23 protein-coding genes are annotated in these 26412 nt (G+C 42.4%); 3 read left to right on the forward strand and 20 right to left on the reverse strand.

What is annotated here, in order from left to right; translation table 11 throughout:
* Positions 1-2: 2 nt before the first annotated feature.
* From ABNK31_RS09930 to ABNK31_RS09985, 12 genes are all read right to left on the reverse strand, one after another.
* Positions 3-1193, reverse strand: a complete 1191-nt coding sequence (locus ABNK31_RS09930; protein ID WP_418892373.1) for an O-antigen ligase family protein — start codon at positions 1191-1193, stop codon at positions 3-5.
* Between the two features lie 85 nt (positions 1194-1278).
* Complete coding sequence (locus ABNK31_RS09935) at positions 1279-2553, reverse strand: flippase (RefSeq protein ID WP_418892374.1); 1275 nt, start codon at positions 2551-2553, stop codon at positions 1279-1281.
* Entirely contained in the window at positions 2550-3536 is a 987-nt protein-coding gene (locus ABNK31_RS09940; protein WP_418892375.1) for an acyltransferase family protein, read from the reverse strand. Before ABNK31_RS09940 ends, ABNK31_RS09935 begins: the two co-directional genes overlap by 4 nt.
* Positions 3537-3553: 17 nt before the next feature.
* Positions 3554-4681: a non-hydrolyzing UDP-N-acetylglucosamine 2-epimerase gene (gene wecB, locus ABNK31_RS09945; protein WP_418892376.1), complete on the reverse strand. Its 1128-nt coding sequence runs from the start codon at positions 4679-4681 to the stop codon at positions 3554-3556.
* The gene (locus ABNK31_RS09950; protein WP_418892377.1) at positions 4678-5979 is read right to left on the reverse strand and encodes a nucleotide sugar dehydrogenase; all 1302 of its coding nucleotides are present in this window, start codon (positions 5977-5979) and stop codon (positions 4678-4680) included. The genes wecB and ABNK31_RS09950 overlap by 4 nt, the downstream gene beginning before the upstream one ends.
* A gap of 14 nt (positions 5980-5993) precedes the next feature.
* Positions 5994-6968 (reverse strand): SDR family oxidoreductase, encoded by a 975-nt coding sequence (locus ABNK31_RS09955; RefSeq protein ID WP_418892378.1) that lies wholly within the window; start codon positions 6966-6968, stop codon positions 5994-5996.
* A 55-nt stretch (positions 6969-7023) separates the two neighbouring features.
* A complete protein-coding gene (locus ABNK31_RS09960; RefSeq protein WP_418892379.1) occupies positions 7024-7740 on the reverse strand; it encodes a tyrosine-protein phosphatase in 717 nt (238 codons plus the stop codon).
* Positions 7741-7817: 77 nt separating this feature from the next.
* Positions 7818-10244, reverse strand: a complete 2427-nt coding sequence (locus ABNK31_RS09965; protein ID WP_418892380.1) for a GumC family protein — start codon at positions 10242-10244, stop codon at positions 7818-7820.
* 13 nt (positions 10245-10257) lie between these two features.
* Positions 10258-11064: a polysaccharide biosynthesis/export family protein gene (locus ABNK31_RS09970; RefSeq protein ID WP_418895389.1), complete on the reverse strand. Its 807-nt coding sequence runs from the start codon at positions 11062-11064 to the stop codon at positions 10258-10260.
* 22 nt (positions 11065-11086) lie between these two features.
* Positions 11087-12220: an MraY family glycosyltransferase gene (locus ABNK31_RS09975; RefSeq protein WP_418892381.1), complete on the reverse strand. Its 1134-nt coding sequence runs from the start codon at positions 12218-12220 to the stop codon at positions 11087-11089.
* A 43-nt stretch (positions 12221-12263) separates the two neighbouring features.
* On the reverse strand, positions 12264-12818 hold the full coding sequence (locus tag ABNK31_RS09980) for a UpxY family transcription antiterminator (RefSeq protein WP_418892382.1): 555 nt from the start codon (positions 12816-12818) through the stop codon (positions 12264-12266).
* 457 nt (positions 12819-13275) lie between these two features.
* On the reverse strand, positions 13276-14499 hold the full coding sequence (locus ABNK31_RS09985; protein WP_418892383.1) for a site-specific integrase: 1224 nt from the start codon (positions 14497-14499) through the stop codon (positions 13276-13278).
* Between the two features lie 381 nt (positions 14500-14880).
* On the opposite strand from ABNK31_RS09985, the gene ABNK31_RS09990 reads away from it, so the two are divergent.
* The gene (locus ABNK31_RS09990; RefSeq protein ID WP_418892384.1) at positions 14881-17217 is read left to right on the forward strand and encodes a cation:proton antiporter; all 2337 of its coding nucleotides are present in this window, start codon (positions 14881-14883) and stop codon (positions 17215-17217) included.
* Between the two features lie 41 nt (positions 17218-17258).
* Here ABNK31_RS09990 and ABNK31_RS09995 read toward each other — a convergent pair whose 3' ends face one another.
* From ABNK31_RS09995 to ABNK31_RS10025, 7 genes are all read right to left on the reverse strand, one after another.
* Entirely contained in the window at positions 17259-18281 is a 1023-nt protein-coding gene (locus ABNK31_RS09995; RefSeq protein WP_418892385.1) for a hypothetical protein, read from the reverse strand.
* Entirely contained in the window at positions 18278-19795 is a 1518-nt protein-coding gene (locus ABNK31_RS10000) for a DUF1538 domain-containing protein (RefSeq protein WP_418892386.1), read from the reverse strand. Before ABNK31_RS10000 ends, ABNK31_RS09995 begins: the two co-directional genes overlap by 4 nt.
* 77 nt (positions 19796-19872) lie before the next feature.
* Positions 19873-20682 carry a glucosamine-6-phosphate deaminase gene (gene nagB / locus ABNK31_RS10005; RefSeq protein WP_418892387.1) on the reverse strand — a complete coding sequence of 270 codons (810 nt, stop codon included), beginning with the start codon at positions 20680-20682 and terminating at the stop codon, positions 19873-19875.
* 75 nt (positions 20683-20757) lie between these two features.
* Positions 20758-21978 (reverse strand): FprA family A-type flavoprotein, encoded by a 1221-nt coding sequence (locus ABNK31_RS10010; protein WP_418892388.1) that lies wholly within the window; start codon positions 21976-21978, stop codon positions 20758-20760.
* Between the two features lie 44 nt (positions 21979-22022).
* Positions 22023-22916: a prolipoprotein diacylglyceryl transferase gene (gene lgt / locus ABNK31_RS10015; protein ID WP_418892389.1), complete on the reverse strand. Its 894-nt coding sequence runs from the start codon at positions 22914-22916 to the stop codon at positions 22023-22025.
* Positions 22917-22963: 47 nt separating this feature from the next.
* Complete coding sequence (locus ABNK31_RS10020; protein ID WP_418892390.1) at positions 22964-23866, reverse strand: diaminopimelate dehydrogenase; 903 nt, start codon at positions 23864-23866, stop codon at positions 22964-22966.
* Positions 23863-24270, reverse strand: a complete 408-nt coding sequence (locus ABNK31_RS10025; RefSeq protein ID WP_418892391.1) for a hypothetical protein — start codon at positions 24268-24270, stop codon at positions 23863-23865. Before ABNK31_RS10025 ends, ABNK31_RS10020 begins: the two co-directional genes overlap by 4 nt.
* A gap of 418 nt (positions 24271-24688) precedes the next feature.
* Here ABNK31_RS10025 and ABNK31_RS10030 point away from each other — a divergent pair, with 418 nt between their 5' ends.
* A complete protein-coding gene (locus ABNK31_RS10030; RefSeq protein WP_418892392.1) occupies positions 24689-24979 on the forward strand; it encodes a hypothetical protein in 291 nt (96 codons plus the stop codon).
* A 3-nt stretch (positions 24980-24982) separates the two neighbouring features.
* The gene (locus ABNK31_RS10035; RefSeq protein ID WP_418892393.1) at positions 24983-25231 is read left to right on the forward strand and encodes a hypothetical protein; all 249 of its coding nucleotides are present in this window, start codon (positions 24983-24985) and stop codon (positions 25229-25231) included.
* 29 nt (positions 25232-25260) lie between these two features.
* Here the strand turns inward: ABNK31_RS10035 and ABNK31_RS10040 are convergent, their stop codons facing one another.
* Entirely contained in the window at positions 25261-26280 is a 1020-nt protein-coding gene (locus tag ABNK31_RS10040; RefSeq protein ID WP_418892394.1) for a LacI family DNA-binding transcriptional regulator, read from the reverse strand.
* Positions 26281-26412 lie beyond the last annotated feature (132 nt).

Raw genomic sequence — 26412 nt, forward strand, 5'->3', positions numbered from 1 at the left:
TATCATATGGCAAAATTTAATTCTTTATACATCATGTTATCTACTTTTCCAAGAACAAACGCAACCGAAATATAAATCCAAATGGTTTCAACAGTCATTAAAAATGTACCGCTAATAAACGACCTAATAAACAGCATTAAAATAAATCCCAACAAAACATAATAGTATACTTTATTCTGACGCGGCAATCCAGATATCAGATACCGAAATAATTGTATAAACACATTCAGATAAAGAAAAGCCCCTACAATCCCATAATCATATAATATTTCTAACCAGTCACTATGAGCGACTATCGAAATATTTAAATATTTTATTCCTCCAAATAATCCATGTCCGAAAATAAAATGAAAGTTATCTGAATTCCAGAAACCTGACCAATATTTTTGGTAAAGATAATCCCTCCCCGAACCATGATCTATGGTTATCGCAAATATCCTCTCAAAAGCTACCGATATATATTCATTAAAATAGGAGAGTAAGAAAACAAGACCTATCAATGCAAGCAAGCCATATAGGAATGTTGTGAATGTTAATCTTCTGTTCTCTTTTCTCATAAAAACACACATTGTCAATGCCGACGCTAGCAAGCATAGTATTGCTCCCCGTTTCCCAGCTATTAGAACTCCTATACTGACTAATCCTATTAAAAATGGGAATGTTTTTTTCTTGTAAAACAATAATAATGTCGGAAAGGCACTAACTAACGTATAGCCTTTATTATCGGCCATACCCGCCAACCCTGTAGATCGTAATGTTGCCCGTAAAGGAATAAACTGCAAAATAGTCAAAAAGACAATAACGATCATCAATGCGTACAGCCATCGAATATCTGTTTCTCTGATGGTATCACTAAGGGCAAGCAGGTAAAAGAAAAAGAAAACGATAAAAACATAACTTATTTTTACAATGGAAACAATACTTTCTCCTTCTTCATAGGTAAATAAAAAATGGCCTAAAATATACGCCAAAAGCACTCCCATTGCCCCCACAACAGGGTTTCTGAAAATATTAATGAAATGATTGATATTCCATAGCAGAAAAAAAACTATCAATAGCAATGCGGCTATTCGGATGTAAAAAGAATACCGATTTGGCTCTTCTCCTATCGCTTCACTGGTTTTAAAAATCAGATCTGTAATAGGGAGAATAATCAATAGCACTATCACACTGTATTTAATATATTTTGTCATTGTTATTTGGAGAATTATTTATTAATGTGGAATTTTCTAAATATAAATTCACTTAACTCATATAATATATAAGTTTTTTGAGAGCCTATTGAGATAGAATATTGTCTTTATTATGTTTTAATCTATTTGCATAGTACAAAGTTAAGAGACCTCTTATTCCCCAAACTACCGTAACTGTTATTGCAACGCCGATATAACTAAGATGGGAAATAGCTATCCAAGCTAAAATAAAACCTCCAATTGAACAAAAGACGATTATGTTTCTTAATATATTTTCTTTCCCTTTTAAAACTAAATAGTTTGGTCCATATGTATTCATTAGAAACAGGAAGAAGGGAGCTATTGACATAATTCGGAGAATAATTGCAGCATCTTTAAATTCTGATGTATAAAAGACTTTAATTAATAAATCTGCTCCTAAAAACAATAAAATTCCCATAATTATACTTAAAGAGCCACTAATTTTTACATATAAATTATGTTTATCAATTCTCCGGGCTAAAAAAGGGAAAAAAGTCCTTGATAAAACACCCGTAATTTGATCACATAAATCAACAAATCTTTTTCCGCTTGAATAAATACCTGTTGCAACTGAACCTTCATATATACCTAATAAGGTAACCGAGAAATTAGTGTATAAATTAGGGAGAAAAAGGCTGATAAACATATTGAAGCTTCCTATAATTGTATCCCATACATCTCTAAAATAAGGCACAATAAATTTGATACCCAATTTATTATACACAAAAAGTAGTGAGATAACACCACTCATAAAGAAGCCAAATGCAGTTAATACTGGTTGATATATATAATCTGACTTTTCACGTATAATTACGAAGACCAATAAAGTGAACACTAATTTTGACAGGACATTCATTATGGTAATATATTTCATTTTTTCTAATGCCTGAAATAACCAATCAGGGAACAAAATATGTCCCGGTATGTACAAAAAAGTCAACCAAAGAATTATTTTTTTTTCATATAAGAATGGTATGGTATATACACAAATACTGAAGATGATTGATGAAATAACCATTAATACAACTTTGGCAAACATCACATTTGAAAAGATTCTGGACACCTCGTTAATATCATCTCTGTTTTTTGCAATATCTCTAACCGCAGTATAATTAAATCCAAAAGTCGTAAAGGTTTCGAAATATACAACTATAGAATGAGCAAATGCTATTTCTCCGAAACTATCGATCCCAATTACTCTTGCGAGATAAGGAAGGGTAATAAGAGGAAAAACATAACCTATAACCTGTAGTAAAGATAAGTAAGCAAAGTTAGAGATTAACGTCTTTCCGTCTTTACTTCTCCTAACTTTGTTGATATTCCTTTTTATATCTATCATTCTATCAAATACCTGCCAAATCTTGTTTTTAAAGTTAATTGAGAGAGAATTATAGATAGTATTAAAGCCAATAAAAATCCGACTATTGGTAACCAATAGCCCCCAACTAACTCAGATAAGGGTGTTTTATAATACAGAAAAACCAAAATAAACTGATGATATATGTATATGCCGAAACTTAATCTGGTCAAAGGGGAAATAAAGTGGAGACTTTTATTTCTCAAGCGATAGGCAAGAGAAAATAGAACGATTACACCGGCAATTCCGTATATCGCTCGTAGTACGTGAAATCCCCTGTTCATCAAGAGTGTTTCCATTTCATTTAATGACGGGTCACTAAATCTTTTTAATAATAATCCAACAATCCAGAGAATTATAAAAAGGCATCCAACAAGTATCTGTTTTCTCGATGTCATTTTAACAACAACTTTGTGTGAATAGAAAATTCCTCCCACGACAAAGTATATCAGATAGTAGAACATTCTACTGATACAGAAAGGCAGGTATCCTCCACCTATAAATAAAAATAGAAATGCTATCAGTAAACTATACTTATCCGGTAATCGGAACAGAAAAAATGACACGACAAAACACCAAAACAACATAGGTAAGAACCATAAATGTGCTACTCCGTTCAAAACTTCCAGAATATCTGAAAATTTATATGTTTTGTTATACAACAATAGATAAAGCGTACCAAATATTATAGCAGGAAGTAATAACCGCTTTGCTTTTTTAGTTATGAACTCTATGAATGTCCACTTTTTTTGTTCTATTTGATATTTGAACAAAAAGCCACTTATAAATACAAATGACGGAACGGCGACACTACTAAATAATAAACCGATCCATTTATATATTTCTATTGCTTGAAATTTTACAGGCGGCTCCCATGCTCCAGTATATATCGCAAAACTATGCAATAAGACAATTAATATAACAGAAGCAATTCTAGTGATGTCTATTTCTTTGAATTTAACCATTTCTGTTTACTATCTTATCATAACCTTTTTGTGTGTAATATGATTATACCCACAATCCTTTCCGCTGTTTTACCGTCCCAACGTTCGGGGATTCCGCCTTTTTTCCATTCACCTGCAAAAAGTTTGTCCAAAGCAGGTTTTATAGCATTCGGATTGGTCCCGATCAGTTCGTTGGTCCCGATGGTGCAGGTTTCCGGGCGTTCGGTATTATCCCTTAACGTGATGCAGGGAATATCCATCACAGTGGTTTCTTCCGTGATGCCACCGGAATCGGTAATAACGGCTTTCGCATGCTTTACCATATAGTTAAACTCTAAATAACCCATGGGATCAACTATATGAAGATTATCGGCTGCAATTCCCAACTCAAAGAATATCTTCGACGTCCGCGGGTGGATAGGAAAAATAACCGGTAAACCGTGTACATGGGCAACAATTTCATTCATTAAAGCCTTTAATTTATCCGCCTCATCCACATTGGCAGGACGATGAAGGGTAAGCATAATATATTCTTTTTCTTTCAAAGAAAGTGAATTATATATATCAGGTTTCACTAATCTATTTATATTGGCAAGCAGGGTATCGATCATTACGTTACCCACAAAGAATATCTGTTCGTCCTTTGCCCCTGCGTTTCTAAGATTTTGCCCGGCAAGCTCTGTCGTAGTGAAATAGTAATCAGCTAAGCAATCGGTTACCATACGGTTGATTTCTTCCGGCATGGTTAAATCCCAAGAACGAATACCCGCTTCAATGTGGGCAACTTTCGCATGTAATTTTTTAGCTACAATGGAACAAGCCATCGTGGAAGTTACATCGCCTACCACTATGACCAAATCGGCAGGATGAGCCATCAGTTCCTTTTCAAACCCAATCATAATGCCGGCAGTCTGTTCTGCCTGGGTTCCTCCTCCAACGCCAAGATTTACGTCAGGTTCGGGAATATTCAACTCCTCAAAGAACATATCGCTCATATTTCTATCATAATGCTGCCCGGTATGGACCAGTCGATATTCCATCTGTTTTCTTTTTGCATTAAATTTTTCAATGGCATGAATAACCGGAGCGATCTTCATAAAATTAGGTCTGGCCCCGGCTATAATAGTGAGCTTAATACATTTCAGTCCTTTAGAAATTTGCATCATAACCTGCCGTTTACAGTTTCTTTCAATACTCCTTTCACATCATACACGACTCCATCAGTCTTCAGGAATTGCGTCCAGTCTATATCTAAAAATTCTTTATGAGCTACGGTAAGGACAATCGCATCATAGCGGTTATTCGATATGGCTTTCAATTCTCTCAACGATTCAATAGCATACTCATGCGCTACTTCCACGGAATTTGCCCAAGGATCATAAACAATAACAGCCGTGCCATATTCCTCCAAACTACGAACCACATCCACGACTTTGGAATTGCGTATATCCGGACAATTCTCCTTAAATGTAATACCCAATACCAAAACAGTAGAGCTTTTAATGCAAATGCCTTTTTTAATCATACATTTCACTACTTGCGAAGCTATATATTCTCCCATGGCGTCATTCATTCGTCGCCCGGCCAGAATGATCTCGGGATGATAGCCGTACTCTTGAGCCTTTTGCGCCAGATAATAGGGATCCACTCCGATGCAATGACCGCCAACTAATCCCGGCTCGAAATGCAAGAAATTCCATTTTGTACCGGCTGCATCCAATACGTCGTGCGTGTCGATGCCCATCCGGTTGAAGATCTTTGCCAATTCGTTTACGAAAGCAATATTAATATCGCGTTGAGAATTTTCAATTACTTTCGCCGCTTCCGCTACTTTAATGGTGGGCGCAAGATGGGTGCCGGCAGTAATTACAGACGCGTATAGATCGTTTACAAACATCCCTGCTTCCGGCGTAGATCCGGAAGTAATCTTTTTAATCTTTTCCACCGTATGCTCCTTATCGCCGGGATTAATGCGTTCCGGCGAATAGCCGGCAAAGAAATCCTTATTAAATGTCAACCCCGAAAACTTTTCCACCACCGGGATGCAATCTTCTTCGGTAGCGCCGGGATAGACGGTGGATTCATAAACAACAATATCCCCTTTACTAATGACTTTTGCTACCGTTTCACTCGCTTTAATCAAAGGGGTAAGGTCGGGACGGTTGTTTTTATCTACGGGAGTGGGAACCGTTACGATATAGATATTCGCCTTTGTAATATCATGAAGGTTTGAAGTGCAATAAAGGCCTTTAGTAAGGCTTCCATAAGGATTCTCTCCGACTAAAGCCGATTGAAGGATGTCGTCTTCAACCTCCAACGTGTGATCACGGCCTTGTTTTAATTCTTCTATCCTTTTTTGATTGATATCGAAACCGACCACGGGATACTTTGTGGAGAATAGCCGCGCCAAAGGCAACCCTACGTAACCGAGCCCGATTACGGCAATCTTTGTTTGTTTGTTCATATTAAAGTGTGCTTTTATAAATGCTTCCAATACCATTTTACCGCTTCCTTCAGTCCGGCACGTATATTGTATTGGGGATGATAACCGAGTAACGTCTTTGCTTTGTCAATATTCGCAAGGGAATGGGGAATATCACCTTGGCGATAGGGGCCGTGTATGACTTCCACATTTCGGATTTCGGCATCAAAGATTGCCAGATATTCTTTCAGATAACCGACAAGTTGATTGAGAGTGGTTCGCTCGCCAAAAGCGGTATTATACACATGATTGACGGCTTCCGGGTTTTCCGTTTGTATCGCCAGCAGGTTCATTTGAATCACATTATCAATATAGGTGAAGTCACGACTATACTCGCCATCACCATTAATAACAGGCGACTCATGCGCGATCAGTTTCTTAACAAATAACGGGATGACGGCTGCATATGCTCCATTCGGATCCTGACGGCGTCCGAAAACATTGAAATAACGCAATCCGATGCATTCCATGCCATACGTGCGGGCAAATACATCGGCATACAGTTCATTCACATACTTAGTAACAGCATAGGGCGATAACGGCCGCCCGATAACGTCTTCCACTTTAGGAAGATGTTTACTGTCGCCATAGGTCGAAGAACTGGCGGCATACACAAAACGCTTTACGCCTTTGTCATGCGCAGCAACCAGCATATTCAGAAATCCGGAAATATTGACTTCATTCGTCGTTACCGGGTCTTTAATGGATCGGGGCACGGAGCCCAAGGCCGCTTCATGTAATACATATTCGACCCCATCTACCGCTTTCCGGCAATCCTCTATATTCCGGATATCGCCTTCGATTAACCTGAAACGAGAGTCGGTGAGAAACGGTTGGACATTCTCCCGTTTCCCTGTAGAGAAGTTATCAAGACATATAACCCTGTTTCCGGCCCCTAAAAGAGTTTCAACCAGATTGGAACCGATAAAGCCGGCCCCTCCGGTTACTAAAATCGTTTTATCGCTTATCATGTTTGCTTTTTATATTGTATACAAAGCGTAGTAATACGTAGAATTGCGGCCTTTGTTATTGACCATTTGTTTTAAAGACAGAAAGCTTCTTTAACGTCCGGCTTGACAAAGACAGTTCTTTCACTTGTTTACAAGCCTCCCATGTGTGCACATCGGTTCCGATTAAATCGTACATACCGTTATCCAACAACCACCGGGCTTTATTACGTACGGTTTTGCCATACATTCCGTCCAACGAAAGCAAATTCAGTTGGAATTTTACTCCCATCTCTTTTAATGTCTTGTAGCCCCGCTCTCCCATATAGTTATATCGTTCGGGATGCGCCAGCACGGGATAATATCCTTTTTCCTTTATCCTTCTCAACGTATCATAGAACTTCATCGCCGGATAGAGATAAGAAGTCTCGACTAACAAACGGTTGCCTCTTTCGCCCAATGGAAGCAAGTCATGTCTCTTAAAACGTTCTTGGAAAAGATTGTCGAGCATGTATTCCGCCGCCAGATGAAGGGTGATCTTTCCCCGATAAGCAGATTGCAAACAGGCGAAGCGCTCTTGCAAATGTGTCGTCGTATTCGGGATATCCTCCATGATATGCGGGGTTAGCCAGACAATCCGGATACCGAGTTGTTCGTAGCAATCCAGTATTTCCAACGACTGCTCCAGAGTCTGTACGCCGTCATCCACTCCCGGAAGGATATGGGAATGATAATCGGTGAACCCCTCAAAGAAAGCCTCTTTATTAAGCGAATACAATCGCCCGATCAACCTCATTCGTAATTCGTAATTCGTAATTTGTAATTAGTAATTAGTAATTAGTAATTTACAATTTGTAATTAGTAGTTCGTAGTTTAGCCTTTGTTTCCCCACCAAGTCTTTTTCTTTTCGGAGCCGTAATGGTAGCCGTACTTGTACCCGTAACGGTATCCATATCCGTAACGTCCGCCGTTACCGGTCGTACCGTTCAGGATAACGCACATGTTTTTGTATTTTTGTTCGTTGTAAATTTTCTCCAGTTCGACCAGCATACTGCGCTCCAACAATCCCGCTCTGACCACAAAGATGGTTCTATCGGCCAGTTTTTCGATAATCGCCGTGTCGGCAACCACATCGATGGGAGGACAGTCGATAAGAATATAATCGTACCGGCTGCGCATCCGGTTAATTAGTTCTTTGAGGCGTTCCTCCACCAGCAACTCAGTAGGATTCGGAGGAATGGTTCCCACGGGTAAAATATGCAGGGTAAGATGTTTTTTATCGACGACAATTATTTCTTCGGGAGTATCGATCCGTTTTCCCAAATAGTCACTTAGCCCGATTTTAGGCGTGTCCACATAATCGGAGATGGAGCCACGACGCAAGTCACCGTCGATAACGAGCACACTCTTCCCCTTAATGGCAAGACTGATGGCCATATTCATGGTCAGGAAGGTCTTTCCGCTACCAGGATTGAACGAAGTCAACATCAGCACATTCGAGTCCGGCTCTCCGCTACCGTCCATAAACTCCAGATTGGTACGCACTACACGGAAAGCTTCGTTAATGACATCGCGACTGCCTTCCTCCACCACGATGGCCTCTATTTCGGGTTGTTTTTTCCAGAACCGCCGGTTACGCTTTTGCGGTTGATAAAGCGGAATTTCTCCGAGGAAAGGAAGAGTACTGTTTTCCAGATCTTTTCGTCCCCGAACGGTGGTGTCCATTCGTTCTTTTGTAATAACGGCAATGAAAGGAATCAATAATCCCGTAATCAAAGCGATCAATAAGATGAAGCTCTTCCGAGGCTCTGTGGGTCCTAATGATCCGTAAGGCGGGGTAATAATACGGGTATTGTAGGCTGTAAAAGCCTGCGAGAGCTCGTTTTCTTCCCTTTTCTGAAGCAAAAACAAATACAAAGCCTCTTTCACTTTCTGCTCCCGCCCTATCGAGAGCAAATATTTGGCTTGGTCAGGATTGGCGGCAATCTGAGCCGTCGTCTGTTGCTCGCTCTTTTGCAAATTCGCCGTCTGTGTGTTTAACGTGACCACTAAATTATCGATGGAAGAGACAATCGCCTTACGCATCGACTCAAGCGACTGGTCAAGGTCTTTTATCAACGGGTTTTGCTCACTGCTATTCGCCAACAGGTTATTCCGTTGTAACTGTAGCGTGTTGTATTCTGAAATCTGACTCTCAATACCCGAATTTTCAATACCCGAATTCGCCGGAAGTAACTGATTGGTATAGGCGGGCCCGGTCAGGTAATTGCGTATATAGTTTGCCATGGATAATTGAGACTTTAACGATAAGAGCAGATTACTCGTTTCGCGCGACTGCTCCATATACATGCCCGATGCCGCTTCCACGTCCGGCAGCAGGTTCTTACTCTTGAATGAAGAGATATCCTCATCCACATCGCCGAGTTCGGTTGCGATAACCTTCAAACGGTCGTTGATAAACATGGACGTACTGACGGTAATCTGATTTTTATCCTTTATCCAGTTCTCTTTATATACGGCGATCAACGTATTAATGACATCTTCGGCGCGTTGTGTGGAAACATCGTTATACGATAAGTCGATTACCGTTACTTTTTCATCGCTCAACGATATTGTTAAAGCTTCCTTGCAGGCATTGGTCGCACTATACAGATTGGTACGGGAAACGTAAATAAGAGGGGATGTTTCGTTTGTATAATGCGATGTGGGCATTACCGACAACTTTCCCAACGGAGTATCCACGATAGTTCCTAAACGGGTGTCGATGGCCTTGCTGCTCTTGCTGCCGTCACCCCATACAAAATCGGAAAGAACCACCGTGCTGTCTTCCGATACCCGAAGGGTCAGTTTCGCATTTTCCTTATCCGTCAAATCGGCAAACACAACTCTCACCGGGAGTTCTGAGCCATATAACGTTTTCCGGTGGAAAGGGCCGTTGATTTGATAATCGACATCGATATGCAATCGTTTTATGGTTTCCAAAATGACGGCAGGCGATTGGATGGCGATAAGTTCATTATTGACATTGACGTTAGCCTGCGATAATCCCAAATCGGAAAACAATGAAGACACATCGCCGGCCATCGATTTTCCTTTACTATCTTCTTTAATTAACAAAGAGGCCGAACGGGTGTACACCGCAGGGGTGGTAAGCAGGTATAACACGGCAATGCCGAGTGTGACGAAAAGAGACAACACAAACCAGCGCCATTTGGCAAGACAGAGATAAAAAAGATCCTGTATCCGAATGAAATCTTCGGGTTGTTTTTGCTTCACATTATTATTTTGAGAAAGAGCCATAGTTTTTTACCGATTATTTAACAAAAAGGACCGTGATGGTTGCGAGCAACGAAGCGATCGATAACCAGAAAGACGTGGAAACGACATTATTGCCGTTGACGGTCGATTGTCGCGCCCGCGTAAGGTTCGGTTCCACATATACCACATCGTTTTGTTGCAGATAATACACCGGCGACGAAAATAATTGTTCCGCCGAGCGGATATCCACCCTGAAAGCCTTTTTCACTCCGTTTTCTTCCCGTAAGACCAATACGTTCTCCCGTTTTCCGTAAATGGTCAGGTCGCCCGCCATACTCAACGCATCCAGTAACGTAATCTTGTCCCGGTCGATCGAATACCGTCCGGGCTCGGCTACTTCTCCCAACACCGACAACGTCAGGTTCAGGAACTCTACGGTAACCACCGGATCTTTCACCAGATTCTTTTCTATCAACTCATTCTTTATATATGCGCTGATTTCCTGTTTATCCATTCCTTCCACACGGATTTTTCCCAATACGGGGAAATCGATAGTCCCCTCCGCGTCTACCGTATAGCCGGAAATCCCATAATTACTACCGGAAGAAGATGTCAGGGAAGAAAGCCCTATCTGCCGGGATAATATAGGCAGATTAAATAAATCGGCCAATAACGGATCCTTACTATTCACGATGATGGATATCTTGTCTTTCGGGCGGATTTTAATCTCGCTTGGAATCATCATTTGCCGTTCACTTTCGCCCGAAGGCAAATCCTGAAAGTAGGAAATGTTTTTTGAGGAGCCACACGAGTATAAAAGAAAAACAGCGAGCGGCAAGAAGAGCATGTTTCTAATTCGCATCATAAAAAATGAATATTGTTATTTACTTATTGAATTGTTTCTGAGTGACGGTGAGTTTATTATTTCGTTTTACCATGGCATGCGTTAAGCAGACAGTACCCGCAATCCATACAACGAGATCCCCTATGAGCAGGAATGTTGCATTTACATAGCGCGACAAAACGATATTCCCCACTAGATAGACAATAGCTACCGACACGAGGATTATCCTCGCTGACCGTTGGGACAGGCCAATCGCAAGCAGTTTATGGTGGATATGATTCTTATCGGGCTTGAAAGGATGCCTCCCGTTACAGATGCGATGAAAGAAGACCCTTGCCGCATCGAAGCACGGGACGATTAGCGGCGAGAAAGCCACCATCAACGGATTAAACAAAGCCGTGCCATCGGCGGGAATGGATTGAGCCAGTTTGATACTGAGCAAACTCAGAATAAGGCCGATGGTCAAGCTTCCCGTATCGCCCATAAATATCTTTTTCCCTTCTTCCGCTTTACCGAAAACATTGTAATAGAAAAAAGGAATTAGTACGCCCAATGTCCCAAATGCCAGCATCGCGAAAAGATAGTGTTGCAAGTGGAAAAAAATAAAGCCGTAGAAGAGGCATGCCACCACGCTCAATCCGGAAGCAAGTCCGTCGATGCCGTCAATCAAGTTAAGAGCATTGATGATGAAGACGATAAGCACAACCGTGAACGGATAGGCAATCCATTGCGGCAACAGGCCTACTCCAAACACTCCATAAAAATTGTCGATGAGGATGCCTCCCATAGCCAGGAGAACACCGCAAAGAATTTGCATGACAAATTTGGAACGGAAACGAACGCCGACTAAATCATCGGCAATTCCCATCACATACAGAATGAGGAGACTACAGAAGGACAAAGACAAGACGGATGCCTCGCTCTGTGCAGCCATGACAATATCAGGTCTTCCGAAAACAAAACTGAGTCCCGTCAATAGAGCAAAAACGAAAAAAATCACCGGGGCAAAGGCGAATCCGCCGAGACGGGAAATATTCTCTTGATGAATCTTACGCCCATCCGGAACGTCGAACAGTTTTTTCACGGAGCAAATGGCGGCGATTTGGGGAATAAGCATTCCGGACAGACAAGCGCAAATTGCGATTGATAGACAAATAATAATAATCCAATACATTGTTGCTAGAAGAATTAAAGACAGAAGACTAAAGACACCGAAGCTATTGCGCGGATAGAACTTCGATCAGATCGGATTGGATTTCTGCGGTAACGACCGCTGTAACCCCCTTTATAAGGACGACTACCCGACGGCTTCGAATTCCTTTGACTTTTACAAAGATGCCTTCTACGCCGTCGAAAGCGCCGCCGTGAATGCGGACAGGAGTTCCCCGTTTCAAGTTGATCTCTTCGGGTTTCAGATAAATCAACTGTTCATTATTGGTTCCGGATACGGCTATAAACTGTTGCATTTGCTTCTCCGGAACAATAATCGGGATATTTTTTCCTCTTTCCGCCTGCGTAAGATATTGCAGAAATAAAATCTCCCTTTTCGTCTCCTGTATAATCGAGCGGGTTGTTCTAACGAACAAGAGATTATGAATCGCCGGCACTAATTCACGGCTTTTCTTTCCGCCTTTCTTTGCAACGACATCATAGCGCATGGGAATAAAACTTTCTATGCAACGCTTATCCAGTAATTGTTGCGCTTTCAACTCCCGGCAAAAGGGAGCGCTCATGGCAAACCAAACAGGAATTTCAAGATTGTTGTTATCCATACGATGATGATGATATGATTGCTGCTTTACAATTTGTTGTTGTTTTTCTCTATCAGGACACACTTACGGCTCCTCGGATATCATTCAATACCGTGTATATCAAACTATTAAATAGAGTGTTTATTTAATAGAAACTCATTTATCACATTTCTAAATAAGAGACGACATATTTACGGAAAAAATTAAAAATCAGTTATATGCAATCAATATATAACTGATTTTTTCTATTTTTATAAGTCTTTTGATCGGGCAAACATAAAAGAAAAAGTGTTTTTTTTTAAGCCCACATCTCTAAGGGTATTGATTCATTATTTATATTTCTTTCCCACTTATAGGTGCAATGACGTTATTATCAACATTCCGAAAAAGAAAAGATGAAATTATTCATTAATTATTTTTTAGAAGATTTGTTTACGAACTTTATTTTTTATAGCTTTGCAAACGTGTTTAAGGTCTCTTATTTAGAAATGTTCGCATTCAATTTTGCGAGAATTTCCTTATTTGCCCGGTCTATTACCGAATTTTCCAGTGACGCTAAATATATTTGTGTTGTCTTTTCGGAAGTATGTCCCATACCGGCGCTGATGACCGATATCGGTACATTGTAATTACGAGCCATCGTTGCCCAGGTATGACGTGAAGTATAAGAAGACAGCGGCATTTCCGAACCGACCAATTCTCCTAATCGTTTTAATTTCCGATTATAATATCCCAACGCGGTCTGATATTGCTTGAAGGCTTCTTCAGGATTTTCGGAATACAGAATAGGAAAGACATACACACAATCACGGTTTTTTTTCTCGTACTTTTTTATTATGGATTTTATGCACGGTTCTATACGGATAGTCAGCCGTTGCCCGGTTTTATGACGGATATAAGAAATCATACCATTTATAATATTCTGCTTACGCAGATAGGCCATATCCACAAAGGCCATCCCTCGGGTACAATAACTGAAAACAAATAAATCGCGTGTCAAGGATAGGGATGGCGAAAAGAGTAAATCCAGCTTCTGCAACCGAATGATAATATCCTCTCCAACGGCACGTTTACACGTACGATCGACTCCTGTATACACATTCCGGAAAGGAAAAGATTGTTCAATGATTTGTTCCCGTACCGCTTTATTATACACCGACCTTAGATTTCTCATATAAAAAGAGATGGTATTGCGAACGACCTTCCTCTCCTTAAGATAATCGCTGTACTCCAAAATGAGCCCTTCATTAAACAAGGCAAAAGAAAGATCCCGTCCCCCGAGGAACAAAGAAAAACTATTGAAGGTACGCTTATAATTGCGTGCCGTACCCAATTTCCGGTCTGCTTGAAGGCGCGTGATTTGCCTCTCGAGATAAAATAACACGGAAATCTGCGCTCCGCGAGAACGAAACATTGCAACAATGTCGGATAATTGGTATTCTTCAGGCCGCTCATCCAATTGAAGAATGATGCGATTTAACAAAGATATATCATTTTCTATCTGATGTTGATATGTCCTAAGAGAACCCTCGTTGTCTGATAAGAATACAACTTTTCCTCTCTCCGCATCCCACTGTTCCGGAAATAAATGGATCCGGGTAGTAATCTGTAGGTTTTTGCGGTGATGGCATAACTGGTAATAAATAGTCCCAGCCTTACCCTTTACCGTCGACGGACGGAATTTCACTTTTACTGTTGCCATAATTTAATAATTATTGTTTTTATAATATCGGGAATATTTTTCTGTCATGACATTAGAGCTTTGGCGAAAAAGCGCACATTTCTTAACAAAAAGATAACCTGTAAAATTAAAGTAACAATATCTTCCTCATAAAACAAGAAAATATCGATTTAAAAGTTCCGCACCGGCTTTGGCAAGTTCAAAAAATTCGGATATATCCCGACACACCCTCCAGGAGTTAACCTTGCCCGTCACGGCTTTCTATCGTTTGACATAAGCGAAAGCCCCCATCAACAGCTAACTTTTCAGTAAAAAAACGCCTATACTAAAGTTAATTCTTTACCTTTGCATAAATTTTGGTCAGAGAACACTTCTGAATCCGTTTCACAAAGAAAGGACTACATGCAAAAAAGAACTCGTAACATACTATTTTATAGCACAATAATAGGAGGAGGCGCTTTATTCATGTATTGGATTGCGACCAAAGGCTCGCTGCTGGAAACCGACCGCAACGTAATTCTTCCACACACAGACCGGACACAATGGCAAGAATTCCTGCACACTATCGTGCTCAATTACTCGGAACCACTCGCTATCCTGTTGGCTCAAATACTCGCCATAATACTTGTTGCACGCCTTTTCGGCTGGTTAGCAAATAAAATAGGACAACCTACCGTCATCGGTGAGATTATCGCGGGAATTGTGTTGGGGCCTTCGCTCATCGGCGCCTATTTTCCCGAATTCTATACCACCCTCTTCCCCGAACATTCGTTCAACAACCTGAAAATGCTTAGTAACATGGGGCTGATTCTCTTTATGTTTGTCGTGGGAATGGAGCTCGACCTGAAAGTGCTGAAAACCAAAGTCCACGAAGCCATCGTTATCAGTCATGCCAGTATTATCTTCCCTTTTGCCCTGGGCATGGGGCTGGCGTATTTCCTTTACGAAAGCTTTGCCCCCCTTAACGTGCCTTTTCTTTCGTTCGCCCTGTTTTTGGGCATTTCGATGAGCATCACCGCTTTTCCGGTTCTGGCGCGTATCGTACAGGAAAAGGGTCTCAATAAAACCAAACTCGGTACCATTGTGCTTACCTGCGCGGCGGTGGACGACATCACGGCGTGGTGCGTGCTGGCCGTAGTCATCGCCATTGTCAAGGCCGGATCGGTGGGAAGTTCGCTTTACACCGTGCTCTTCGCGGTACTATACGTTATTGTGATGATAAAGGTCGTCAAACCTTTCCTGAACCGCATCGGCGAATTGCACAACACCAAAGAAAATCTGAATAAATCGGTCGTAGCCATTTTTTTTCTGGTGCTTGTCGCATCGGCTTTTTCCACCGAAACCATTGGCATACACGCTTTGTTCGGGGCATTCATGGCAGGCGCCATCATGCCCGATAACAAATCGTTCCGCCACGTCTTTGTCGAGAAGGTCGAAGATGTGGCGACGGTTTTATTGCTTCCTTTGTTTTTTGTATATACGGGATTAAGAACGAAAATTGGGCTTCTCAATGAGCCCGGACTCTGGATCGTGACCGGATGGATTATTTTAGTGGCGGTGATGGGAAAATTTATCGGAAGCTCGCTCGCCGCCCGTTACGTAGGGCGCCAGAGTTGGCGCGAGAGCCTAATTGTGGGGGCGCTCATGAACACCCGGGGACTCATGGAACTGGTGGTAATCAATATCGGGTACGACTTGGGCATACTCACACCCGAAGTGTTTGCCATGATGGTGATTATGGCTCTGGTGACCACCTTTATGACCTCGCCGAGCCTGGGCATTATCAACCGCCTTTTTCCCAATCGGCATCCCCACACGCATCTCACGCCGCGCCAAGTCGAAGGCACTTTCCGTACGGCCATCGCCTTGGGAAATGCCTACAATGGCAAGTTGATGCTCAATGTGGCAAAGACCGTTTTCGAAAGCATGCGCAATTTCCTGGATGTGACGGTATTCCATTTTACGGTCGGCTCGAATGTGAACCCTATGTATGAAGAGAATTTCTATGAAGAAAATTTCCGTCCGGTCCTTTCCCAAGCCGAGCACTTAAATATCCCCATCCATACCGAATACGGCGTCACCGACGATCTCGAAGCCGATGTGGTGCGGTTTGTCAACGAAAAACAATACGATTTTCTTCTTATCGGTGGCGGACTGTCATTATCCGAAGAGCCGCCTTTCAAGGAAGCATCGATCTTTAAAAATATCCGCTGGCTCAACGGGCTGGCCAACCGCTTGTTCCGAAGCCGCATCGTCTTTTATCCGAGTATGCTGATGAAAGACAAAACACGCTATTTCGTGGAACGTAGCCAATGCAGTGTGGGCATTTTCGTCAACCGCAGTTTCACCGATATTACACATACGCTCATCGTCATACGCTCCGAAGCCGATCAGTTTCTATTGCGTTATGCCCGCCGCTTGATGATCAACAACCAGCAGGTAACCATTGACATCGATGATGTGCATGAGCTCCTGTACACTTCGCCTTTATTGTCGGATATGTATAAAGATTTACAAGAGAAGTTTTCGAACCGCATCAAAATTATCGGCAACAGGAGCAATCGCGATAGCCTGTATACGCATTACAGTTTTATGCTTATCAGCTACCCTTCCTGGAACGAAATGCTTCGGATAAATGCCGATGAGTTCCGCAAGATTCCCTCCACGCTTATTATCAATAAAAAACCCAGTAGATTTACTACCGGGTATTATAAAGATCATTCGAAATTCAGTGATTAACCAAGGCCGTCGCTTCAAGCGATCCCCCCGGTAAGAAAGGCCTACTCGCCGAATCCTTCAGCACGGATGCCTTCGGTGCGGATTACCGGAAATGAAAAAGCGTAAGGCTTTTCCACCTGGTTTTCGAAAGTTTGCCGCGATAGCTCATGGCGTATTTTCGACGCCAATTCATGGCTTGCGAGCGTTATGACCATATCTTCCTCCGCATCGATTCCAATGGGGAGAAGCCCCTCGCTGTTGGGCGACAGATTGGCCAGCCGCGAATGAATAATGGTACTTCCCGACACGCCCAATTTCTTGACATTATGCAAATACTCTTCGGCGCTGCCATGCGGCACAAGGGCCACCACCATCTGTTTGATGATCGGTTCGGGTGCGGAAGGATTCATGGATAAATCATCCTTTTCGTCCTGCACAATCCCCACCAGGCGGCTGATAGGCTGCACAGCCAGCACGCCGGTGTTTTCGGTGGCCAGGTTAAAGCGTTGCGATACCAAATAAATCAAATGCTCCATCTTACTGCGGGGCACGATCATCATAGCCACTACTTTTGCCGACTCCACCTGTATTCCCATCAACGGATGGATGATAGAAGCCGCCCCCCGCGCCTTGATCATCGTCAAGCCCGAGAATCCGTGCTCTTGTACAAAGTTGCCGAAATCGTCGGCCACGTTCTCATTGAGGATAATCATCACATTCACGTAAGGGCTTTCGGGGACATATTCCCGGTCGAATGTGCCCGGATAACTCACCGGCATCATAAAGGCGATGCCTTTATTAGGCTTGTCGAAATTGAACTCTTTCTCCAGTTTCGACAACATCTCTTGTCCTTGCTGAGACTTCACGCCCAGAAGGATTACTTCTTTGTCAACTTCATCCAGCGCCAAAAATTCGAGGATTCGGTTCGACCGGCTGCTTCTGCCTTCTCCCAACAAACAATTGGCCTTTGAGAATCCTATCCTGCGGGCAAACTGAAATATTTTTTTACCCTGGCCGCGGTTAACGATAATACCTAATATGCAGTAGGTATCATCATGAGACGATAACTCCGAATAATTAATCATAAATCACTTTCCCCTATGGTTTGTATTTGTTTGGCAGCTTTTTTATTCTGCCGTCTTATAGTTAGTTTATATATAAATCCTAATAATTCAACTGTTAATAATGGTATCAGGGCTACAATGGCAATCACGCCGAAACCGTCGGTAACCACATTCGCATTGGGCATATATTCCGCGGCTCCCTGAGCGTAAGGTAATAAAAAGGTAGCCGTCATTGTCCCGGCTGCCACCCCGCCCGAATCGTAAGCGATACCCACAAAGATATCGGAAATAAAATAAGACAAGAAGATGACCAATATCATTCCCGGTAACAAAATATGCCACAATTGCAACCCCGGAATAAGAATGCGTAACATCGAAAGCCCAACGGCAAGCCCCACACCGAGACTCAACGCCACTAATACGGTATTGCCTTTTATCGCCCCGGCAGTTTCATTCTCGATTTGGTTGGTAAGCACGTGTACCGAAGGTTCTGCGGGAATCGTTACAATACCGAATACCACTCCCATTAAGACTAATACCCACTCCATTTCCAGGGAAGCAAGTTGGAAGCCCACTTGGCGGCTGGCATCGATAAACCCGCCATTCACACCGGTAAGAAACAACACTAAGCCCACATACGTATACATCGTCCCGATTATAATCGTCCGGATCGTCTTCTTCGATTCCTTTAATCGTAAAAAATTGACAACAAAAAAGAGTACCAACACCGGCGCCAAACTTAAAAACGATTCGAATGACACCGTAACCACTTGCGACAACACACTGGCGAAGGCGTTTTCGCCGACGCTTGCGTCTAAATCGAGTGTTCCCGTCAAGCCGGTATTGCTAAAGGCGCCTTGCAACAATACGGCAATAATGGCTCCGGTGGAAGCAATACCCAACATTCCGAAACTATCGGTCTCCTCATTCCCTTTACTACGGGTAAGATTAGATGCGCCTACGGACAAAGCCAGAAGGAACGGTACGGAAATAGATCCGGTAGTGGATCCGGCCGCATCGAAAGCGATCGCTAAAAACTCCGAATCGGAAAAGAAGGCTAAAATAAAGATGATAATATAGATAATCGTCATCAATTTATTCAGCGGTATGATTTTCAATACACGTACCAATGCCACCGCCACTAACAGTCCGACGCCCATAGACACAAGCATCACCAATAAACCGGAATTGATGCCGCCGGCGGTCACCTCCGTAACCTGACGTCCCAATATATGCAAATCGGGCTCGGCTACGGTTACAAGAAACCCGATAACCAAGCCGCCCAGCAGAATCTTCCACAGCCGGCTAATGCTCAGCAGGCTGCTGCTTATTCTCTCGCCGATCGGCGTAATGCTTATATCCACACCTATCAGGAAAATAGGCATACCCAATAATATGAAAAGCGCACCTATTAAAAACTTTGCCAACACGACTTGTTCGAGTGGTGCAATAGTAAAATGCAACAACAAGACAATAGCAACAATAGGTATTACAGAAATGAATATTTCTTTAAACTTTTCTAATACGGGGTGCATAATATCCTTACATTTGAAATTTCAATACTCATTTAACGTTGCGGCAGGCAGGAAGTCATCTCAGGTGCAGGCCTGGACTACAGCAACGACTCGGGATCGAGATGTTCATGCTCGATATCCAGAAAATATTTATAAGTGCCCACTTTCAGTTCGGCGCAGGCATCATAGTCGCACACGATGATACCTTTGCGATGGAGTTGCAGGGCACTGATCGTCCACATTTGGGTAATGGCTCCTTCCACAGCATGATAAAGTGCGCGGGCCTTATGATGTCCGTTGACAAGGATCAGCACTTCTTTCGAATCGAGTACCGTCCCTACCCCAACCGTCAAAGCAGTCTTGGGTACTTGATTGACATCATTGTCAAAGAAGCGTGAATTGGCGATAATCGTATCGGTCGTCAGGGTTTTCACACGGGTACGGGAAGTAAGGGACGAGCCCGGCTCATTAAAGGCGATGTGTCCGTCGGGGCCGATACCTCCTAAAAACAAATCGATTCCTCCGGCATCCTTGATAGCTTGTTCATACGCCTCGCATTCGGCCTCCAAGTCGTCAGCTCTTCCGTTGAGGATATGTACATTTTCTTTTTTTATATCGATATGATGGAAAAAGTTCTGCCACATAAAGGTGTGGTAGCTCTGCGGATGCTCATCGGGCAGCCCCACATATTCGTCCATATTAAAAGTAATGACATTCTCGAACGAAACCTTTCCGGCTTTATACAGTTGTATCAATGCCCGATAGGTACCCAGAGGCGACGAGCCGGTGGGTAATCCCAGTTTAAAAGGCTTTTCCGAAGATGGGTTCGCTTTTCTTATTTTTGCAGCAATATAATTTGCCGCCCATAATGCGAGATTTTCTGCATCAGGTTGAATGATAAGTCTCATAATAACGAATTACTAATAACAAATTACAAATTACGAATTACTGATTACAAATTACTGATTACTAATTACTAATTACTAATTGTCAATGTACACGGCTTTTTCTGATAACAATCTCTCGGCCATTAGTCGGCCTAACTCCCAAGCCTTTTCGATGGCTTCGGGATTGAGCGACTGCTTCATGTCGAAAGGCTCTCCGATCAACTCGAAATCCATTTTCTCCGAAAATGCCTTCAATTCTTTTTTAGCGCCGTTTGCCCATGCATAGACACTGAAATAACCGAATATCCGGTTTTTCATTTGACGGTTTTCCAATGCCGAAAGCAAGCTTTCCACACCGGGATACAATTTGCTGTTGTAGGTAGGAGACCCGACAATGAGGCCTTTATACTTAAATATGTCGCGCAGAATATGCGATTCTGAACTCTTCGACACATTATGCATGACGATGTCTTTCACGCCATGGCGCGCGGCCGAGTCGGCAATGATTTCGGCAAGCTGTTCGGTATTGCCGTACATGCTCCCGTAAGCGATGACCAATCCTTCATCGGCCTCATATTTGCTGAGCTTATCATATAGAGCCAACACGTTCTCGATATTTTTCCGATTGACCCAAACCGGTCCGTGAGTTGAGCAAATAGCCTCGATTTCGATTTCGGACAACTTCTCCAAAGCCTTTTGCACGGGTGATCCGTACTTTCCTACCACACTGGCATAATAACGAATCATTTCTCCGTGATATCTTTCCGGATCGATTTGCGTGTCGAGGATTCCGCCATTAAGCGCACCGAATGCGCCGAATGCATCGCCCGAGAAAATCGCATGCAACTCGGGCACATACGTAATCATCGTTTCAGGCCAGTGAACCATGGGCGTAAGATAAAAACGCAAGGTCTTTTCCCCTATCGAAAGTTCTTCCTTGTCCTTTATAACGATAACATTATCCGTAATGCCGTAAAATCCTTTCAACATATCTTCCGTTCGGGAATTTCCAACGATCTTAATATCGGGAAACTTGCTTACCAGCCATTCGATGGCTCCCGAATGATCGGGCTCCATGTGGTTTATGACCAAATAGTCGATCGGTTTATCTCCCAAAACCGATTTTATTTTGTGTAAAAACACATCGGAATAACTAATATCAACCGTATCGAAAAGAACGGTTTTTTCATCCTTTAAAATATAGGAATTGTAAGCTACGCCCTTCGGCAACAGAAAATGATTTTCGAACTGATACTTTGTGCGGTCATTTACTCCCACATAAAAAATATCCTTTTTTATTTCAAATGGTGTATACATAATTTTTATAATTACAATATTTCACTATCGATTATTTTAAATTTCTATTTGGAAGATTTACGCTTTGCCGTTTTTTTAGCAGCAACAGGTACGACATCCGGAGAGGGAGGATTCTTCAACGCCCTTACGATCATCCATACTCCCCATATAATAAACGGAATACTCAACCACTGTCCGAGAATCAACCCGGTACTCTCACGCATCGCTATTTCCGATTCTACCTGTACATTCTTTACATACTCGATAAGGAAACGGGCAATAAAGATGATGGAAATACCGACACCGGTAATCAGCCCGCGCCGGTTTCTAGCATCGGTTTTCCAATAGAGCCATACCGTAATACCGAAAACGAGGAAATAAATAAGGGCTTCATATATCTGCGTAGGATGCGAAGCAGCCGTATAAACCGGTTCCGCTCCCAGCATCCATTCATGCAAATTATCGATAAAACGAAAGCCCCAGGGCAAATCGGTGGGGCCGCCGTATATCTCGTGGTTCATCAGGTTCCCGAGGCGGATGCAGGCGGCTGTAAAGCCGGTAGGCACCATCACCCGGTCGAATGTCCACAACATGCTTTCTTTGGTTACATTGCGGGAGTAAAGCCATACGGCGATAATGATGCCGATGACGCCGCCGTGACTGGCAAGGCCGCCTTTCCATATTTTCAATATCTCCACCGGATTGGCGAGGTAATATTCCGGTTCATAAAACAAGCAGTGTCCCAATCGCGCTCCGACGATAATACCCACCATCATATAAATAAAGAGTGAGTCGAACCATTTTTCAGGCAACTTCTCGTGCTTGAAGATTTTCCCGACCATGACCACGGCAACAATAAGGCCGATGACCCACAACAATCCATACCAGCGTATCTCACGATCGATAAACGGAATCGTAAAAATGGCGGGGTCTACATTCCAAGTAACAGAAAGAAGCATATTTGTTTATATTTTTATGGGTTACAAAGATAACTTTTTTTTAAGAGCTATACTAATTTTTTGATCCATTCGTCTTTATCGCCCGGTAAAAAGTCAATTACCGGAACTTCGATAAGCGTATAGGCGCCGGGCTGCTGCTTAAAAGTGGCCCTTGCGGCACAGACAAGCATTTGGGCTGTGAGCGCCGGGTTATTAATACGCATCTCATAATGGAATAATTGGTTTTGGGTATTGCCCGAGACGCCTTTACGCTCCATCGACACCCCGTGCCCCATATCTTTCAGCGCTTCCACATCTTGCACTTGAAAGACGTGCGTCTCATCATGAGCGAAATAATCATCCGCTTTAATCGCATTCGCCACCGAATCGAAATCGGCGCCCTGTTCGAGTTCGATGTAAACCATCCGGCGGTGTATGCCCGTTCCGGCGGGAATCGTCATGGAAAGAGCTGCTTTCACGCCGCCGATAGCTTTTACGGCAACGGTATGCCCCATACTCATTCCGGGGCCGAAATTGGTATACGTAATTCCTTTGGGCGCCATCGCCTCCATCAGGGTGCGCACGATCGAATCGCTTCCCGGATCCCATCCGGCGGAAATGATAGAAACCGATTGATGTTGCTTGGCGATTTCATCCAACGAAGTCTTCAAATCCAAAATTTTCGAATGTATATCGAAACTATCCACCGTATGAATGCCTCGTTGAAGACAGTCTTTCGCATAAGTCTCTACGCTGCGGGTCGGCGTACATAAAATAGCCACATCCACTTGCCCGAGTTCCGAAACGGATGTTACGACTTTATATCTCTTCAATTCATTGGGGATATCCGACACCTTGCGACGCACCATGCCGGCCACCTCAAAATCGGAAGCGCTTTCCAGCGTATCCAATACATATTTACCTATATTTCCGTAGCCGACAACGGCTGCTCTTATTTTTCCGTTCTTCATTGTTTATTTATTGTTTTTTGAAGTACAAAAATAAACAAAAGCAGCGAAACTGTCTTTGTCATTAATATAAAATAAATATCTTTCGCAAGTTGGGTGTCAAGAATATCTATGAAGCCACCCAATATGCCTATGGTATCGGCTTGACGGATTCCATTGAATATTATATTTGGCCTTTTGGCCAGCTCGAGCGGGGCGTTGCCGGCGTCCGGTGAACTCCTTCCCAGGCCAAGTGTCGCGCTGGTTGCGTCGAACGCCTTTCTGTCCCGACCGAGTGTCGCGCTGATTGCGCCAAGCGCCCTCTTGTCCTGACAGAGTGTCCTCCTGATTGTGCCAAGTGAGCCGCTGATCTGACCAAGTGTCATGCCGGAGGCGTCTTTCGGATTTCTGTCCTGACCAAGTGTCATGCTCGCAGTGCCAAGCGAAACGCCGGTAAAGGCAAGCGTTCTGCTGATGGCGAAAAGTGGCGGATAACGGGTAACCTTTAAATCCGCAACGCTTTGCCATGTATCATATTTCTCTTATTTTTATATTGAAAACAAAAAAATAAAAACTCTTACCCGATGAAATTACAAAAAATTCCAACCCATAATACCTTTTACAGGAATTCCTTTTATCCATGAAGAATTTAAGAAATACGGATTATAGAAATGGAACTTGGAACCCCCGATATAAATAATATTTACACTCTCTTTTCTTTGAAAAAACAACTATCTTTGTCATTGATATAAAATATGAATGCACTCCGAAAATTCAGAGAACTCCGTAGCGTCTCTGTGTTTCTCCGTGTAACAGTCATTTTCGGAGAGGACTTAAATATAGAATATGAACAACAAAGTAATAGCATATATTGATATTTCAACACCGGAAGGCCGCTGCATCCTAAACGACCTAAAAGGCAAAAAAGAAGTGACATTCGAATATCCTCAAGAGGAAACTGACCGACTAAAAGAACCTTCGGAAGAATATCGTACCGAAAGCGCCCAAAACAGGGTCTCGACCAGTTTATCTATGTCTGAATCAATAGATGATAAGACCTACTCCGACGATGAGGTCTGGGAAATGGTAGAAGAGCGAATGTCGAAACATTACGGAACGAAAATCAGTATTCGCTGAAAAATGTATCGGATAAAATACTCAAAGGATGCATATATCGATATGCAACGTTTGTCCGATGTCATCATGTACACTTACAAAATGCCCAAAACGGCTGAAAGTTATGCTACACAAACGTCTTCGTTTTTTCAAGCATACGGAAATAATGTTCGCCGTCTCAATTATAAAAAGATGGCTATTATTTACACAACAAACAATCATATCGTCCATATAAATCGCATTATACCGGCGAATATGATTATTGACTTATAAAAAATTCATATATAAAAACTCGGGCAAAGTCATTGTTGAAATATATTTTTCACAGATCCTTTTATTTTCAGTTCAGTTTTTAAGAAGATGTTTTTTGACGTTTTGTCATTTTCCAAAATAGTCGAGAACAAAATTTTCACGGCAATCTTGCAGATATCCTCAATGGGTTGCGCCACACAAGTAAGAGGCGGATCAATGTAGTTTAGGTAAGGATTATCATCAAAAGTTATCAACGATATGTTTTCGGGCAAATCGACACCCTCTTCCCTTAAGGCCTTTAAACACCCCATGGCTATCGTATTGCTGAAAGCAAATATCGCGGTAGGTTTTTCTTTTTGTTGGAGGAGTAATTTTGTCTCCAAGTATCCGTTTTGTTCACTAAAATCATCCCCTGTTACAGTATAAGAGTCAATTCCGAAATCAGACATCGCCTGCTCGAATCCTTTTACACGTTGGATATTCGGCGTAGAGTACTTTATTCCCTGAATACACCCGATAGATCTATGTCCCTGCTCTATCAAGTATTTCGATGCCGCATACGCACCTTCATAGTTATTGGAAGAAACAAATGATATCGGGGAGCCTTCAAAATATCTATCGATACAAACCAAGGGCAATCCGTCTTGCTGTATTTTCACCAAATGCTCCCACTCCTTTCCGCAAGGAACGATAATCATCCCATCGATATTCTTCGATGTAAATTGAGATATCTCGGTTTTCTCAATTTCGATATCATCGTCACTATCTCCGATGAGTGTGATATAATCATACTTCCTGACCTCCGAATTAATCACGCTGGCTATTTCAGCAAAAAACGGATTTTTCAGAGAAGGAATAATCAGCGCAATCGTTTTACTTTTACCGGTTCTTAAGTTTCGAGCGAATTCATTCGGAACATAATTCAACTCATTTGCGATGAATTGAATCTTCTCTTGGGTCTTTTTACTAATTCGGTATTTATCTGCCTGGCCATTCAAAACTCTTGATACAGTTGTAATTGATAGCCCTGCTTTTTGTGCAATATCTACTATATTTATTTTGTGTTGCATAATAATCTAATAAACAAACAAATATAAATAATTAAACACAACGACAAACACCGCGGCGAAACTTTAATAATTATTAACTATAAATATTTGCGAAAACGTTTGCGCATAAAATAAATATCCTCTACATTTGCA

Source organism: Limibacterium fermenti (assembly GCF_041902845.1).
Lineage (GTDB): Bacteria > Bacteroidota > Bacteroidia > Bacteroidales > Dysgonomonadaceae > Limibacterium > Limibacterium fermenti.